This is a genomic window from Streptomyces typhae (assembly GCF_009755605.1).
Lineage (GTDB): Bacteria > Actinomycetota > Actinomycetes > Streptomycetales > Streptomycetaceae > Streptomyces > Streptomyces typhae.
In genome coordinates this window covers 37,465-53,022 of sequence record NZ_WPNZ01000031.1, presented here as the reverse complement: position 1 = coordinate 53,022, position 15,558 = coordinate 37,465, and the positions used below count along the sequence as shown (strand labels likewise).

Genomic DNA, 15,558 nt, shown 5'->3' with positions numbered 1-15,558 from the left:
TGATTTCAACGGGTCAAGACGCCATCGTGGCGGGTAGCACCCATGAAGGCGCATTCTGCGTTGTGCTGCTGGGGGAGGAGCAAGTGGGGGGTCTGGGGGAGCCGGGCGACGTTGCTACAGCCGAACGGGACGACGTCGAGCTAATCGCCGTGGATGCGGGCGGCCAGCGGATCTACCTGTCCGTACGGCAGGACCAGCCAGGGCAGGAGTCGGCAAGGAGAACTGGGGCCGAGGACGAAGAAGAGGAGATCGGCGCCCGGCGGCCGGGCCGTCCCCGACTTGAGCAGCTGCTGGACGGGCTTGCGGGATTCGCCCAGGAGATCGCTAGCAGGCTCCAGAGCACCGACGCCTCGAAAGTCAGCGTGCAGTTCGGCTGCGAGGTGATAGTGGAGTCTGGCCAGTTCGTCGCCGTGATCGGCAAGGCGTCTTCGAAGTCGACGATCACGGTCGGGCTGGAATGGGACAAGCCGACACCGTGAGTCCGCGATGACCAGACTGGAAGATCTGCTGCACGAGGCGACCCTGGAGCTGGAGTCCCGTGTACGCGGCGGCGGGGGCGTGATCGAGGGAACCGGGTTCCTGGTCGCGCCGGGGATCGTGGCCACCTGCGCGCACGTTCTCGCCGACCGCCGAGAGGAACTGCCCGGCACCGTTGAGGCCCGGACCGCCACAGGCCGCGAGCTGGTTCTCGAAACGGCGCCGGAGTGGTATCTGCGGGAGCGTGCGGGCGGGTTGGACCTGGCGTTCCTGCGCGCTCCGCTGGACGCCGGGCCACACGTGCTGCTATCTGGCGTAGTCCAGACGGGCGAGACAATGTGTACGTGGGGGCACCCGGCCGGCAGGTTCCGAGCTGGGCAATCGGCGCTGTTCACCGCGCAGGGTGCCTCCCGGCTGCGCGCGGTCGATGCTGGTGGTCGCCCACTGGGCGATGAGTGGCAGCCGGAGCGCGTGTTCGGTACCCCAGTAGGCGGCGGGTACAGCGGCAGTGCAGTGCTCAGCCGCCGTACCGGCGCGGTGTGCGGCATGCTGTACTCCCACAAGGCGGGCAGCGCACACCTGGTGTCTGCCGCCGACATCCTGACCGCCCTGCCGCAGGTCACTCAGGTCCAATCCGATCCGGCCTGTAACACACGATGGCTGGGGCAGCTCGACGACGAGCAGATGTGGATCGGCGGCTGGTCCTATCCGGGGCCGCGGCTGCGCGCCTACCTGGACGCCGCCATCCTCGTGGCGCGGGAGCACCCGTACCCAGGTGTGGTGCCGGGCACTCGCCCCCCGCCGTTGACCGCAGTGCACCTGCGCCAACACGCCCGGCAAACGCATGCTGACGCTGGCTCCAGCGCTGGACTTCCGGCGGACGCTTTCGATGCTCTGACAGTGCCAGCCGAGGACATCCTTGAGCGGGAGGAGGACGCCCTCGTGATAGCCGGGCCAGGGGGTGGCAAGTCCACCCTGCTGCGCACCGGACTGGTCAGTTTGGCCGAGCGCTGGCGCACGGACCACACCAGCCGACTGGTCCCGGTGTGCTTGTCGGCCACCGCCCTCGCTGCGCCCGGTTCATTGCACGAAGCTATCGCCCATGAGGTGAAAAGGGACCTGAGTACGGCAGCTCCAGCACCGGACTGGCCGCCGCAGTTCTTCAACACCGAACCGCTGCGCGGGGTGCGCTGGCTAGTGATGGTCGACGGCCTGGACCAAATCACGGACCCCGAAGCCCGCCGGAACCTCGTCACCAAGCTTAAGAACGCGTCCGCCCGGCCCGGCTCGCCCTACCGGTTCATCGCGACCACCCGTCCGCTGTCCCTGTCGGAGCAGCAGTCTGCACAGCTGACGAAGCGGGAGTCTGAGGGCTGGCCAGAGCGGCGCTACGAACTGCTGCCCTTCACTGCCGAGGACCTGAACCGGTTCGCCCAGCAGTGGTTCACCGCTCTAGAGCTGCCAGACCCCGGACGCACTGCCTCGGACTTCAGCAGCGAACTGCAACGGCGCCACCTTGAAGGTCCAGCCCGGACCCCGCTGATGGCGACCGTGCTGTGCCAGCTGTACAGCATGGACCCCGAACGGGTCCTGCCCGCTAGCCGGGGTCAGATCTACAAGCACTTCATGGACCTGCTGTACAGGCGCCAGCGCTCTGCCGGGCTACGGGCCCAGACCCGAACCACCCTGCAGGAGTGCGGGCAAGAGGCCCTCGACGCGGCGGATCAGATGCTCACGCAGTTGCAGAACATGATCGCCTTCCTGGCCGCTGAACGGCGCCTCGGCAACACCACGCCGACGCTCGACCTCATAGCTTCCCAACCAGACGCCGCACGGCCGGAGTGTGTTCCCGAGGCTGAATGGACGATGTTCTTGGCGGAGAGCCTGCGCAGCAGCGGGCTACTGACGGTACGCGAAGGGGAGGCCGCCTTCCTGCACCCGACCCTTGAGGAATACCTGGCTGCCTGCCACACCACACGCAACGGACCGGCCCGAGCTCAGGCGCACGAGGTACTCAACCGGCTCACCAAATATTCCTCTGGGGAGCGCATCCGGCCCTTCGCGCCGGAACAGTGGGCACACCGACGCTGGGGGACAAAGCCAGAAGATTCTGACTCCTTCGTCGGCTTCCTCCTCGACCTCAGTTACGCCGAGACCACCGACGCACTCCAGGTCGAAGAAGGTCTCCTAACTCTCGCCATGCAGGGACTGGAGGGTGCTGAGTTCGTCGTCAGGCAGGCACGGCTCGGAACTCGCATTCCGGGCCATGTCGCCAACGCCGTCACCGACACCCTCACAAAGCTTGCCAGTAACCGTTGGCTCGCCCGCTTTCAACGCATGGACGCAGCCACAGAGCTTGCTTGGTTCGACCACCAGCGCGCCACTGACCTCCTGACCCGCCTCGCCTGCGAGCACGACCTAAATTTCCAGGATCGCATTGAGGTGGCGGAAAGACTGTTTGAGCTCGATCAGGAGCGCGGCACCGACCTCTTGGCCCGCCTCGCCCGCCAGCCCGGCCTCGCCCGCCAGACCGGCCTGGGAGCGCCGGGCTTCGCAACGCGTGGCCTCGCCCGCAAGCTCGGCAACCCGCATGGTGCGGAATGCATTATGGCGGCGCTAGGAGTAGCCAAGCTTGATCATGAACGTAGCGCGGACCTCCTGGCTTTCCTGGCGCGGGAGCGCGGCCTGGGCGGGGAGGAACGCAAACTGGCGGCGGAAATACTGACCGAGCTGGATCAGGAGCGCGGCGCGGAACTCGCCCGTGATGGCGGCTACGGCCTTCCGGAACGCCGCCACGCCGCCGAAACGCTGATCAAACTTGATCAGGAGCGTGGCGTCGAGCTCCTGGACCTCCTGGCCCACGATGACAGCCTCGACGGACTCCAGGTTTGGGCAGCTTTGGCCCTGTTCGAGCTCGATCACCAGCGTGGCGCCGACATTCTGGCTCTGCTCGCGCGCGACCGAACTCAACCCTGGCGGGGGCGCCGCAAGGCGGCAGCAGCGTTGCGCGCCAACAGGCACCGCGGTTCGCATAAATGACCACCTATGAAACACCGAATCGCAGCCGAGCGGCGAACAGCCTCGTGCAGCACAGCCCTAAGCACCACGCTCAGCTGCATGCCGGTTGGTTCGCCCCTCATTGACGGCGCCCCTGACGCCCAGTGTGATGGGCATCACGGAATGCATTCCAAGATTCTTTGCCGGAACCGGGCTGCGCCGAGACCGAAGGCTGAGACTGAACCCCGCTGCCGGAAGGAACCGCCGCCCGTGATCTCTATCGGCAAGCCCTCTGCGCCTCCTCGGGGTGCAGGAGAGCCGCCCTCTTGGCCTACGCAGTTCACCCTGACTCCCCGTGCCGGCTTCGACGGGCCGTCACAGCTCCGCGACTTTCGCGCCCTCCTGCAGACACGGCTCGTGCTGGCGCTCGGGGAATCCGGCCAATCCCCGGCCCTGGATTGGGTCGCCAACCACGTCCTCGGCCTTCGAACTGGAAACCTGTGGCGTGAAGCCGTGTCGACTGCACTGATGGGCGACTGGGCTGAGCACCGGGGGACCGAGGTCTACGTGCACGGCAGCATCGCTGATCTGCGCGCGCAGGCCCGCACGATCCACCAGCAGCTGAGGCCGCTGTGGCGGCGCCGGGCGGGTGGCTCGCGGGTGGTGCTGCTCGACACTCCGCTGGGGCATGAGGTGACGCTCTACGACTTGGTGGCGGGAAGCCCCACCCCGCCGGAACTGGCCCTCGGCGCGCTGCCCGACGATCCCCGCCTCACCGCCGTCCTCAACGCGCTCACCCCCGCCGAGCGCCGGGTGGCCTTGGCTTGGGCCCACCCGGCCGTAGCCACCTGGGCCGAGGCGGCCCTCGCTGCGGGGGCGGCGGATCCGGTCAAGGCTGGCGAGCGGGTACGGCGCAAGCTCAAGCGACTCGGCCAGCAGCAGGTCGTCCGTGCCCAAGCCGCTCGACTCCCGCGGGACGGTGCCCAGTGAACCAGGGCCGGGATCGCGCGGTTCTCATCCGGATGCCCAGCGCGTCCGCCACCGCCGCCGTGCTCAGCAACGGTTCCGCCACCACCCTGCTCGTCGGCGGCGCAGTTCCCGCTAACTCACCCCTGGTGTGGCCACTCGTTGTCCTCGCACTCGGATCCATGGCCTACGACCTCGGGGCCCGAGCTCTGCGCCGGACGAGCCAGTAGCGTCTTGCGTCGGATCCCGGCGATCCGACGCAACACGCACCCGTGCGGCACTACGGGCCGTACCGGGAGACTGTCTGCCCGTGTTGTCGCCGAGCTCGCACGCGGCTTGGTGCCCGACGTGTTCGAGGAGCGCCGCAGTGATCCGGTGTGCTACACGCGCGACGTCCTAACGATTCGCGACAAGTTCCTCCCCACCTTGCCCGTGCGGGCAGTGTCAGGCGGCCTGGCCGAGGCTGGCGGCGGTCAGGTCCTGCTCGCGCAGCGGGGCGCAGCCGAGGTCGAGTTTCGGATCGTACGCCTCGGGCTGGATGCCGAGCTCATGCCTGAAGTACTCGTCGACCCGGTTGATGTGCTCGGTCAGGTACGGCGAGACATGGGCCAGGTCCTCCTGGGCGATCTCCCCCTTCGTCCAGCAGCTGCCGCACGATCTCCGCAGTGTGTCGCGTATCTCGGTCAGACCCCATACGCTCCCGGCGACCACACGCAATCACATCAGGACCGACCTCAGCGGAGAGTACGCGCCGCGACACCTCAACATGACGTCAAGCTGACTGATGGGCCTCACCGTTTCGCTCCGGAGGGCGGCGGTTCTCTACGACCAACCAGCCAACTGCTCCACCTTGGATGGCACGGATCATGTCCAGGTTGTGGTGATAGATCTGCGACCCGAGCTTGGTCAGCAGCACATCGTTGATCCGCTCGCGGCTCGCCGTACCAGGGTCGTTGTCGAACCGTCTCCACATGGCCTCCACGGCCTGGCCCAGCTCGACGAAGGCTGCCCCGATCCTGTAGTCGAGACGATCTCGGAGCGCGATGCCGAAGTACTGTTGGATGAGGGCGAGGTTCCGGTTGATGCTGTCGTTCCACTCGTACAGTACTTGCCCATAGTCCTCCATACGTGACTCGGACCGTTCGGAGCGGACGTCCGTGTCAGCAGCAAGGCTCCAGTAAAGAAGCCGAAGCCGATAGAGGCGCTTGTCCAGCAACCTGCTGACTTCCTCAAACACCAGGACGCCCCGTCCCCTCTCCTGGGTCTGGACATAATGCTGGTGGGCCCAGGTGCGTCGTTCGAAGAAGAAGCCCAGCAGCCCACCCAGCACCGTGGTTAACAGGAACCCAGCCACCACCGGAATCAGCTCTTTCACGGGCCCGTCCCTTACCTTCGTCCTCGTGCCGTCCCCCGGTCCACGCCGAGGCTGGGCCGGTCCGGGGAGGCTCTCTGCAGCCTGCAGCCTGCAGCCTGCAGCCTGCAGCCTCGCATCGCTCACCGCGTCATGGCACCGCGATCGACCAATCCTGAGCTCTCACTCAGCGTCATGAGCTGCAGGCACCAGCCACAGATACGCGACACCGAAACATGCGAGCCCACCAGTCCCGACGCCGGATCATGCCTGGATCGGGTCGGCCCTCTTGTCGGGGTGGGCAGCGGCGACGTACTTCATCGCAGTGACATCCGACAGGCCGAAAACGCGCATGAGGTGGACGGGGTCGGCGGTGTGCCGGGCCTCGTCGAAGATCCGGTCCTGACGCAGCTCGCTCGCGCGCAGCCCGACTGTGCGGAAGGGCTGCCCAATCACGTCGCTACTGGCTGGTCGGTGCAGGTCGTCGATGGCCGTTTCGCGGCTCACGATCAGGTAGGGGTTGGCGCAGTCCGGCCAGCGCCGATATCGCTCAGCGATCCAGGCGGTGGCGAGTTCCATGGTGAGGTCGTCGAGGTAGATGACGTGGTCCGGACGGCCGACGCGTCGAACTCGTTGTTGGCCGCGGGCCCGGTCCAGGTCCTCCAGCAGGAGCTGGGTGATGGCGCGGGGAAAGAGCGCATGGACGGCGACCAGGGAGACGATCAGCCGCCCTCGGGCATCTGTGATCGGGTTGAGCAGGCCCGTGAGCCGGTCCGATGGCAGCGGCCGGGGCAGACGGCGGGCAATGGCCAGCTCGACGGTGCGGGCGGGGTCGCGAAAGATCAGACGCTCTCGGCGCAGGGCCCGGAACATCGAGCGCAGGCCGACATGAACGCCCCGGGCAGTGGAGCCGCGCAGCGGTTCGATGGCTGCCTCGATGTGCTCCCTAGTGACCTCCCGCGGGCCGCCAAGACCGTCGTTGGCCCAGTCCAGCAGGACGGGGGCGACGTAGCGCGTATAGCGCTGGATGGTCTCGGCCCCCAGGGGTTGGCTCGGCTTGCTGCCCTGGCCGACGAGCACGTCGATCCAGACGTGTACCGGCTCGCTGAACGTCGCCGGCAGTCTGTCCGCGATGGAGCGCGCTTTCGCCACGTAGGTGTCGACGGGCTCGTCCGAGATCAGCAGACCGCGCCGTCGCAGGTAGTTGATGACGCGTGCGCCCTGGTGGTTGTGGCTCAGGCCGGCGACGGCCCTGATATCCGTTTCCCGGATCGGTGCGGCGATGCCCAGGTACGCGGCGAGGATCCGCAGGGTGCGGATGCTGGCGCCGAGCTGACCGATTTTCCAGCCCCGCCTGCGGATGTAGGCGGTGAAGTCGTCCAGCACGGCGGCTGCTTGCTCGGTCAGTGCGGGCAGTTCCGCCTCGTCCAGGCCCGTCCAGTCCCGTGCCGGGGTGTCGAACAGCTCCAGCTGGCCGGGGTCGGTCAGGTGGGCGGAGACGGAGCGAGCGGCCTGTTCGGCCTCCTGGGCGAGTCGCCGCTTGGACGCGTAGCGGCCCTTGCGGCGAGCGCCGGGATAGCGGGCATCGAGCGTCCGTAGCCGCGGGCCGATCTCGCGGCCGAACCAGAGCTGGTCGCCACCGGCCATCGCAGCGCCGTCGACGTCGATCTCGGTCTCGGCCAGCACGACGGTGCAGAACCGGCACAGGCCGCCGGTGACCGGCAGGACTCGGTGGCAGCGTACGCACTCGCTGTTCTCGTGGCCGAGGTACTTCCACTGAGCGCAGCTCAAGCAGACCCTCACCCGGTCATTGGCCCAGGCCAGACAGTGTGCGCAACTGCCGTGCACCAGGTCCGTTGCCGAGCCTCGGCCGCCGCGACGTGCTGAGCAAACCCACCCGTTCCAGCGCGTGTCCGACCGTGGGGCCCATCTTCGGCAGCCACGACAGCACTTCAGAGCGGACCTGCCGCTCACCGGGCTCACGCGCAGCAAGCGCCAACCGGGCCAGACCGGAGGTGAACTGGAACCAGGAGGCGGCTCTCACGCCCCGCTCTGTGGCGATCACCTTCAACTCGGCGATGAGCAGCTGAAGATCAGGGATCTCGCGGTCGCGGATGCGCGCGGGATCGGTGACCGCGAAGTGCCGCTTCGGTGTGGGGAACAGCGCGAGCTGGCCGGGCATCTGGGGTGGGCAGACTCGAGGGTCGTCCTTCACCGGCTCGGGGCACACCGCCCGTACCCACGGTGGAATCTTCTGCACGGCCATCGGCTGGTCGTGTCTGCGGATCGGCAGCGCGTCCGGCAGCCGGACCCCGCTCAGGCTGAACGCCAGTTGCAACGGTCGGCCGGGCGGCAGGTACCCGCGCCTGACCTCGGCCCACATCCACTCTTCGTCCTGTCCGGCACGGACCGCCAGCAGACACGCGCGGCACGTGCCGTCGCGAGCGACCGGCTGCGGATGGCCGCATCGGCGACAGGATCCGTAACGGCGATCGTGGACGCCCTTGTTGGCGTCTTGCCGCAGTCTTCCGCACGGTGGACAGAGCCATTGCATGGTGACGGTGCCCCAGCTCGCGCAGTACGCGCAGGAGCCCACTGGAGGCCGCTTTCGCCGGGCCACTGCCGCCTCCTCAGTTCGGGGGCAACGAGCGGCGCCGCCCGCCGCTGCCCGGCTTCGGGACCGGCCGGATTGCCCCCGCCGTGTCTTCCCCGCCGACGGCCCGCGGCTCAGCCTGCCGCTCGCTGTCGGCCACCTCGACGGGCTCGGCCTCCATCAAGTCCGCGACCGTGCAGCCCAGCGCGGTGCAGATCTTGTCCAGGTCGTCCAGCCGAACAGTGATCGGCTTGTTCGACCACAAGGCCGCGACCTTGCTCAGCGACGGGTTGAAGCCGACTTCCTGGAAGGCGGCCAAGAGCTGAGTGGGGCGCCAGATGTCGCGCCGGGCAGCAACCCAGCGCAGGTTCCATTTCATGGGATCACGACTCCAAAGTCAGCCGGCGAACCGCTCGCCGGGAGGACTCCAGGCTCTGCCGTTCCGGGTCGCCCTTGGCGGTCGCGAGATATCCAACCGTGGTGGTCGCCCAGGTATGGCCCAACAAGACCTGCACGTCCCACAACGGCATTCCCGCCTCGTAGTTGTGGGTGGCGCAAGCATGGCGGAGCAGATGCGGAAACAGCTCGCCAACCGGCCCCCGAAGGTGCTCGCGCGACGCGATCTTCAAGGCCCTACGGAACGTGTCCGGCAGCACAGCGGGAGCGACCGGCATCTCCAGCGCGGCGATCGACGCAGGCAGTCGCTCGGAGGGGAACAGCGGGGCGTGCGGGTCGGTGGGATCGTCACGGAACTCTCCGCGGACCTCCTCGATGTACCACCACAGCAGGTCGCGTCCCTGCTGGAACATGAACGCTTCGCGCTCACGCGGGCCCGACCCGCGTGCGCCCTTGCCGTGCACAAGGAAGCGGCCCCACTGGCCGTTCTCCCAGTGGATATCGCCCAGCCCCACTGCGCAGAGTTCGGCAGCCCGAACGCCGGAGATATAGGTGAGCTTGGACATCACATAGTTCCGGACGGCCACCGGGTACTTCCGTGCGACCGGAAGCGCATCCCGCCAGGCGGCGAAGAACTCCTTCGTGGCCCGGGCCGACGGCGGGATCCGCAGGCCGAAATCACCACGGTGCCGCGGCCGATTGAACGGGTCGATGGGCGATTCCACCGCTGCCCCGAAGCGCCGCAGGATCTCGCCTGCGTAGCGCTGCTCCAGGAAAGCGAAGTACCCGTCGATCCGGTTGATCTTCGATCGCATCGTCGCGTGACGACCCGGCTTGCCGGGCCCCGCGAAGTACCGGTCCACGTCCCGCGACGTCAGCCGCCACGGCACGACGTCGTAGAACGAGCAGACCTCCAGCACTGGCTGGACCAAGATCTGCAGCGTCCGTGGCGACAGGCCCGCCACGTCCCGTGCCCAGCAGTACTCGGCGAGGGTGTCCTGGAACAAGGCCCGTTCATCGGTCGCCGTGGAGGTCTCGAACGCCTTCCGCTGGAGCGTGAGCACGTCGGCGAGCCCAGCCTCCCGCGGCTGGTCCAGCACGTCCGTGCCACCGACGCCTGAGATGAGCGAGAGGTGGCGAGTCCCGGAATCCTCCACGAGCAGGCAAATTACGGGCTGAACTCCAGGAATCTGCCAGTAATCGTCAGAACCTCACACGAAGGTGTGGACCCCGCCAATGAGGCCCCGACTAGTGTCAACAGCGAGTACGTACGCGAGAGGGTGCACAGGGAACCCGTCGGATCTCCAGTCACTCGCCCGACCTTGAGCCCGTCGGCGAGAACACCGCACACATCCTGTGCCAGAGCTGCACCCGCGCCCGACTCATCCTCACCACACCCTCGCACCCCGGCGGCGAGCCGGACTTCCGCCCGGCCGCAGGCGCGGGCAAGAACGCCGCCGCGCACCGCCCCGTCCCCGGGCACCTGCTCGGCTACTGCGGCAACCGGCTCCAGGACGGGCCGTCAACCGCGCAACCCGTGTGCGTCATCTGCACCCGACTCGGCGCCGCGCTCGAACGCTTCTACCACACCGTCGGCGAGCTGATGTTGCCCGCCGGCGAGCCTTGCCATGTGGACGAGGACGTCCTGTGGGCCGCGAGCGGGCGGGGCAACCTCGTCACGGGCCACCGCCGCGACGCGCTGGTGGGCACCTCCTGGTGCGGGCAGCAGCTCTCCGGCCCCAACCCTGACGCCTGCAACGAGTGCGCGGCGTGCAGGCGCATCTGGCAGGAGGCCGAGGTCGCCCGCCAGACCTACACGCTGCCCCAGGCACGTGAATATGCCCGCCGATGGGACCAGCGGCACGAAGACGGCCTCGGTGCCTTCGACGACCGGGCCGGTGCGCTGCGGCCCGGCGACGCGTACACCCTGTCGGGGTGCGCCGAGACCCATCACGTCATCGCCCGTGCGGACCGTACCCGCACGAGCCACACCGACCTCATCGTCTACCTGGCCACCGAGGACCGGATCACTGATGTACGGATACACCGTCACCGCCTGGTGACCCTTCAACGCCCCTCGCACGCACGCGACACGCTGCTCCAGCTCTTGTAGTGCAACCTGCCCCTGCCCGGTGGCCGAGCCTTGCCAGCTCGGCCACCGGGCCTCTTGCCTTACACACCGCCCCCCCGCGTCGGGCAGTGGCTGTGCATCTCAAAGCGGGAGTCGTTCCGACGCGTCGGCGGATGTCACTTGTCTGCGTTGGCCACGTACCGCGATAAGACCGGATGTCACTGCGGGGGCCCGCGTCGCCAGGGGCAATGCAGGGGCAGTGACTTCTGCTTCCACTGACATTGATCTTGGCGAGAGCGCTCGACTGACTCCCGAATCCATCGCGGAATGACATCCGTGGAGACCTACGCAGCCACGGGCAGCAGGTCCCGACTCCACATCACAGATGCCCACATCACCATGACGACGCTCGTGGGACCCAGGCACGGGCGGCGCATGTCGGCTCATCGTCGGCTAGAGCATCGAGCAGCGGCAGATGCCCGGCACGATGTTGAGGAGGACCTTTCCGGGCACTGCTGGTGCGCAATGGAGGACAACTACTCGCTCAGAGAACGAGCAGCCCCGCGAGCGCTTGCGGGGCTGCTGCCAAGCCACCCGCGCACCAGAGGACGGCTTGACGAACCTGTTCACTCAGTGAACGCGCTGAACCTCAACTGCTGAACGCCCCGGCCGCCTGGCCGCAGGAGCTGGTGCCAGCGCACTGTTCGACTGCCGCCACGACTCAGGCGGCGTCCACGCCGCCTGCGGGAGCGTGTGCCGCCCCTTCATCCGGTGCGCCGGGCTGCTGTGGCCTTGGTGACGGCCTTGCGTATGTGAGCATCGACCAGGGCAGGGCTGCCCGCGACCACGACGATGACCGTCTTGGTGCGGACGGCGGTCTGTTTGACGGTGCTGCGCTGTCCGCCCACGGAGTAGGTGAGCAACTGGCTCCACCGCTCCTCGCCCAGCCGGGGAGCGGCCATCTCCTGGGTGGTCATGTCGATGACGGTGCTGCCCGAGACGACCTGGTACTTGGGGCAGTAGGTCATCGCGTCGAAGATGTGGCCGACGCCGTCGGACAGCTTTTGTGCGGTGTCGCTGTAGATCTCCTCGCTCACCTCGAAGGTGGTGCCGGCGTCGTAGGTGAACGCGGCCTTCGCTTTGCGCGGGAAGTCCAGGCCCTGGCCGGTTGCTGCCTCCCCGCCGAGCTGGTCCAGCGCGGGGCAGCCGATCACCGAGACGTCCTCGTCGTGCTGGGCGGGCTCCGCCTTGCGTACGTAGCCCTCGCCCAGGTCCTGCTCGGTAAGAAGCCGCTGATTCAACGCGGCAGAGGACAGTGGTGCGGCCCGCACGGCGTCGCTTCCCCTGCGGGGTGCGGAGGCCGCTGGTGAAGTCCCCCTCGGGCCGGAAGTGCCATCAGAGCAGCCCGTCAGGGCGAGGGCGGCGAGCGTGGTCAGGACGAGAGTGGTCGTGGTGTGGCGGCGGATGCGGAACCCCTTCGATCGACGGAGTGGACGAGTGGGCGGGAGCGGACAGGCGATCCGCTGCCGGCGGGTAGGGGTCGTGGGGGTCAGTGGCCCAGGTGGCGCAGGCCATCGTCCAGGGTGGGGTGGAAGTGGTCCACGGGTCCGGAGTTGCGGTTGTACCAGGCCGGGTCCAGACGGCGTTCGAGCGTGTTGTGGCCGGTGCGGCAGCGCAGCCAGACGGTGTCGTCGCGCATGCTGAAGATGATCCAGTCCCGGTAGGAGCCGCACTGCGGGCACGCGCGGACCGCACCGTCGATGACCAGCGGCTGCTGCCAGCGCATCATCAGCCCTTCGACCTCGTGGCGGGAGGGCACCCGAAGATCCGGCGGCAGGAAGTCGGGGACGTCCCCTGGGGTCGCGCTGTCCTGCGCGGTCGGCGCCGACTCGGCGGCAGGGCTCGGGAAGTCGGGTGCCTGCCAGGTCGCGACCATCTCCTGCATCGCCTGGCAGACCCGCTGGGCGTCACGGAACTCACGGTCAGCACGTCGTCGGAACATCTGTCCCCTTCCTTGCGGTCCATGGGCCACACGGAGAGTGCCCCAAGCTCTGACCTGCCGCAACTCGCAAATTCAGTAATTACCTCGCTTTCCTGGCACCGGTGTTGCGCCCGGCGGTGGGCTGGTCCGGCCGCCGGGTACGGCGCGATGGGGCGGTGCCGCGGTCGGTGTCGGGCATGGTGGAGGCGTCGGCGGGCAGGCTGGCCATCCGGCGTAGCCGCCAGACCAGAACGTCGCTGAGGGAGTCGGCGGTGTGCAGTTCGCGGTGTTCCGCGGCTTCGGCCAGCAGCGAGGTCACGTCGTGCCCGGCGATGTCGGTGTCGGCGAGGGTGGCGGCGAGCGCGTGCCAGCCCGGTTCGGCAAGGATCTGCTCGGCCAGCTCCGGTACCGCACGGCACAGGTGAGCCTCCTGCCGGTGCAGCAACGGTCGGGCGAGGCGGCGCCCGCGGTGGTGCAGCACGGCCATGGGGTGGGCGGCGGCGACCCGGTAGGCGGCGCGCAGGTGTTCGGCGGCCTGCCGGGCGGCGGTGGCCTGCTGGGCGTGGTCCTTGCGGCTGTGCCAGTGGGCGGCGGCGGTGACCAGGAAGAAGGCCATGTCGATGAGCATGGCGGTGGTGGCGCCGTCTTCCCCGCGGCCCAGCGCGGGCCCACCGTGGATGAGGGCGCGGGCTGCCTGGCGCAGCGCGCGGTCGTGGCCGCGCTCGGCTCGCACGTGGGAGCGGGAGGCCCGCTCGAACGCCCATGCCGCCTCGCTTAGTTGTGTGCGGGTGTGGGCGGCGGAGGTCTTGGCGAGCGCGTCCAGAACTTCCCCGGCCGCCGCGATGTGCGCGGCGGCCGGGCCGTCGTCACCGTGGTCGATGACCAGGATCGCCTGCCAGGCCACGTCCGCAGCATGGCGCCGCGCGTATGCGGGACCGCTCACCGCTGAGGTACGGTCCGCAGCGGTAGCGGTGTCCGCGGCGGTCTGGGCGGACCAGCGTTCACGGATCCGGGGCAGGGACAGGTCGGGGGCGAGCGTGGAGCCCGCGAGGTAGAGGGGTTCCTCATCGCCGGTGCGGTCGTCCGGCAGCGCGACCTTGTAGCCGAGCAGATCACCGGAGGGCGCGACACGCTGTTGGACCAGCAGTCCGGCGGCGGCCAGGCGCTCGAAGAACTCCGTCTCACTGGTGGCGCCGGCCACCGCCCGGCGCACGCTCTCGCGCAGCTCCTCGCGTGCGGTGCGCTCACGGCCTTGGCGGGTGGCCTTGTGGCGTTCGGCGCTCGTAGGCCGCTTGGCTGCGGTGCCGTCGCCGGTGTGCAGCTGCGTGAGGCCGTGTTCGGTTTCGATCAGGCGTGCTTCGGCCTGGCTGCGCTTCGCGTCGTTGTGCAGCCGGGGCCTGCGTCCGTCCTCGCGTACCAGGGTGGCGATGATGTGGATGTGGTCGTCGGCGTGACGTACGGCCGCCCAGCGGCATCCCGCATCGTCGCCAGACGGAGTGATGCCGGTGGCCGTGACCATGCGCCGGGCGATCTGCGCCCACTGCTCGTCGCTCAGCACCGGATCCTTGGGAGCGGCTCTCACTGACAGGTGCCACACATGTTTGACCGGGCGGCGTGAAGTGGGCAGGGCGGTCACCGGCTGGTCCAGGAGCTGCTGGAGTTGTTTGAGCGTTGCCTGCGGATCACGCCCGGGGTCAGGGGCGAACCCGTCCCAGGCGGCCACGAGGTGCGGGTCGGTGTGTTCCTCGTGGGTGCCGGGCCCGTAGAGGTAGGCGAGGAGGCCGATGGTGCGCGAGCCGCGCTTGTGGACTCTGGGGATCATCCGGTTCGAGTTGCGGTGTCGAGGTAGTACTGGGTGAAGGCGTCCACCCGCTGTGCGGCAGCGCGGACCGCTTGGAGGACGGCCCTGGTGTGGGGGACGTCCGCACCGGAATTCGTCGCCTTGGCCACCTGGTTCAGGTTGTTGCCCATGTGGCTCAGGTGGCGACGTACTGCAAACAGCTCCGTGATCACGTCGCGTTCGGAGGCGATTTCGGCAGCCGTGCGATCGAGGTCGCGGGCGGCTTTGAGCGCCGCGTGGGCGAGGAAACTGGCGATGCTCATGTGGCATGCGGCGGCGGCGCGGGCGAGCTGCTGAAACTCGGCGTCGTTCATGCGGCAGCTCGGCTGGTGCGTGCGCTTGTTCGCGTCGCTCAGACGCTTGCGCTGGCGCGTACGCGGTGTGGCAGGCGCGGTATGTGTGCAGCGCACGCTGTGGCAGGTGTGCTCTTCCTGCCTCTGGAGATGCGGTCCGCCCTCGGTCGCATCCCCCCGGACCGGCGCCCCCTGGTGCCGGTCCGTATCTCCCGCCATGTCAGAGGCGGGAGATTCCTTTGCATTGCTCCCGACGGGAGCAATGCAAAAGGGATAACTTGCTCCCACTGAAGGAGAGTTGGTGTCCGGCTGGCTGGAGGTGGGGGGTCTGGGTTCGTTCGGGTGTGTCATCGGGTACGGGTCCTTGTGGTGCGAGTGCGGTGCTGGATCTGGGCGGCGAGTTCGACCATGGCGGCAGGCCCGTCCAGGACACGGACGGGCGCCTCGAGGGTGCGCTGCACGAGCCACTGGCCGTTCGGGGCCAGGACGGTGGCGTGCAGGAGACGTCGGCGGACCAGCACCTCGGCCCAGGCGCTCGCCTCGGCTGCGGTCGGGAGCGGGGTACGGGAGCGGCGGGAGCACATGGCGGGTCC

The 15,558-nt window shown here is 68.5% G+C and carries 15 protein-coding genes; 4 read left to right on the top strand and 11 right to left on the bottom strand.

The annotated features are described in order from the left end of the window. The first annotated feature begins 26 nt into the window (after positions 1-26). From GPA10_RS37310 to GPA10_RS37300, 3 genes are all read left to right on the top strand, one after another. Positions 27-479 (top strand): CU044_2847 family protein, encoded by a 453-nt coding sequence (locus GPA10_RS37310; RefSeq protein WP_157169274.1) that lies wholly within the window; start codon positions 27-29, stop codon positions 477-479. Between the two features lie 7 nt (positions 480-486). Then, a complete protein-coding gene (locus GPA10_RS37305; protein ID WP_157169273.1) occupies positions 487-3,516 on the top strand; it encodes a trypsin-like peptidase domain-containing protein in 3,030 nt (1,009 codons plus the stop codon). A 486-nt stretch (positions 3,517-4,002) separates the two neighbouring features. Beyond that, positions 4,003-4,464, top strand: a complete 462-nt coding sequence (locus tag GPA10_RS37300) for a hypothetical protein (RefSeq protein ID WP_198351818.1) — start codon at positions 4,003-4,005, stop codon at positions 4,462-4,464. 420 nt (positions 4,465-4,884) lie between these two features. Here the strand turns inward: GPA10_RS37300 and GPA10_RS37295 are convergent, their stop codons facing one another. From GPA10_RS37295 to GPA10_RS37270, 6 genes are all read right to left on the bottom strand, one after another. Further along, positions 4,885-5,151: a hypothetical protein gene (locus GPA10_RS37295; protein ID WP_157169271.1), complete on the bottom strand. Its 267-nt coding sequence runs from the start codon at positions 5,149-5,151 to the stop codon at positions 4,885-4,887. A 61-nt stretch (positions 5,152-5,212) separates the two neighbouring features. Next, entirely contained in the window at positions 5,213-5,815 is a 603-nt protein-coding gene (locus tag GPA10_RS37290; RefSeq protein WP_157169270.1) for a hypothetical protein, read from the bottom strand. 240 nt (positions 5,816-6,055) lie between these two features. After that, positions 6,056-7,477: a site-specific integrase gene (locus GPA10_RS37285; RefSeq protein ID WP_157169269.1), complete on the bottom strand. Its 1,422-nt coding sequence runs from the start codon at positions 7,475-7,477 to the stop codon at positions 6,056-6,058. A gap of 121 nt (positions 7,478-7,598) precedes the next feature. Then, entirely contained in the window at positions 7,599-8,174 is a 576-nt protein-coding gene (locus GPA10_RS37280) for a hypothetical protein (RefSeq protein WP_157169268.1), read from the bottom strand. Positions 8,175-8,421: 247 nt separating this feature from the next. Further along, positions 8,422-8,763, bottom strand: a complete 342-nt coding sequence (locus tag GPA10_RS37275) for a helix-turn-helix domain-containing protein (RefSeq protein WP_157169267.1) — start codon at positions 8,761-8,763, stop codon at positions 8,422-8,424. Between the two features lie 4 nt (positions 8,764-8,767). Continuing rightward, positions 8,768-9,904: a tyrosine-type recombinase/integrase gene (locus tag GPA10_RS37270; protein WP_343041760.1), complete on the bottom strand. Its 1,137-nt coding sequence runs from the start codon at positions 9,902-9,904 to the stop codon at positions 8,768-8,770. Positions 9,905-10,317: 413 nt separating this feature from the next. On the opposite strand from GPA10_RS37270, the gene GPA10_RS37265 reads away from it, so the two are divergent. After that, complete coding sequence (locus tag GPA10_RS37265) at positions 10,318-10,893, top strand: hypothetical protein (protein WP_157169266.1); 576 nt, start codon at positions 10,318-10,320, stop codon at positions 10,891-10,893. A 722-nt stretch (positions 10,894-11,615) separates the two neighbouring features. Here GPA10_RS37265 and GPA10_RS37260 read toward each other — a convergent pair. The 5 genes from GPA10_RS37260 to GPA10_RS37240 all read right to left on the bottom strand — a co-directional run bounded on the left by GPA10_RS37260 (position 11,616) and on the right by GPA10_RS37240 (position 15,549). Continuing rightward, positions 11,616-12,152 carry a hypothetical protein gene (locus GPA10_RS37260; protein ID WP_343041748.1) on the bottom strand — a complete coding sequence of 179 codons (537 nt, stop codon included), beginning with the start codon at positions 12,150-12,152 and terminating at the stop codon, positions 11,616-11,618. A 248-nt stretch (positions 12,153-12,400) separates the two neighbouring features. Beyond that, positions 12,401-12,853 (bottom strand): hypothetical protein, encoded by a 453-nt coding sequence (locus tag GPA10_RS37255; protein ID WP_157169265.1) that lies wholly within the window; start codon positions 12,851-12,853, stop codon positions 12,401-12,403. 79 nt (positions 12,854-12,932) lie between these two features. Further along, entirely contained in the window at positions 12,933-14,654 is a 1,722-nt protein-coding gene (locus GPA10_RS37250) for a relaxase/mobilization nuclease domain-containing protein (RefSeq protein WP_157169264.1), read from the bottom strand. Continuing rightward, positions 14,651-15,082 carry a plasmid mobilization protein gene (locus tag GPA10_RS43120; RefSeq protein ID WP_425505885.1) on the bottom strand — a complete coding sequence of 144 codons (432 nt, stop codon included), beginning with the start codon at positions 15,080-15,082 and terminating at the stop codon, positions 14,651-14,653. The genes GPA10_RS37250 and GPA10_RS43120 overlap by 4 nt, the downstream gene beginning before the upstream one ends. 230 nt (positions 15,083-15,312) lie before the next feature. Then, complete coding sequence (locus GPA10_RS37240; protein ID WP_157169262.1) at positions 15,313-15,549, bottom strand: hypothetical protein; 237 nt, start codon at positions 15,547-15,549, stop codon at positions 15,313-15,315. Positions 15,550-15,558 lie beyond the last annotated feature (9 nt).

What these genes read in the sequence shown, in the direction of transcription:
- GPA10_RS37255 (WP_157169265.1), bottom strand. Translation starts at nt 12,853, where the DNA reads ATGTTCCGACGACGTGCTGACCGTGAGTTCCGTGACGCCCAGCGGGTC.
- GPA10_RS37240 (WP_157169262.1), bottom strand. Translation starts at nt 15,549, where the DNA reads ATGTGCTCCCGCCGCTCCCGTACCCCGCTCCCGACCGCAGCCGAGGCG.
- GPA10_RS37275 (WP_157169267.1), bottom strand. Translation starts at nt 8,763, where the DNA reads ATGAAATGGAACCTGCGCTGGGTTGCTGCCCGGCGCGACATCTGGCGC.
- GPA10_RS37305 (WP_157169273.1), top strand. Translation starts at nt 487, where the DNA reads ATGACCAGACTGGAAGATCTGCTGCACGAGGCGACCCTGGAGCTGGAG.
- GPA10_RS37250 (WP_157169264.1), bottom strand. Translation starts at nt 14,654, where the DNA reads ATGATCCCCAGAGTCCACAAGCGCGGCTCGCGCACCATCGGCCTCCTC.
- GPA10_RS37280 (WP_157169268.1), bottom strand. Translation starts at nt 8,174, where the DNA reads ATGTGGGCCGAGGTCAGGCGCGGGTACCTGCCGCCCGGCCGACCGTTG.
- GPA10_RS37300 (WP_198351818.1), top strand. Translation starts at nt 4,003, where the DNA reads ATGGGCGACTGGGCTGAGCACCGGGGGACCGAGGTCTACGTGCACGGC.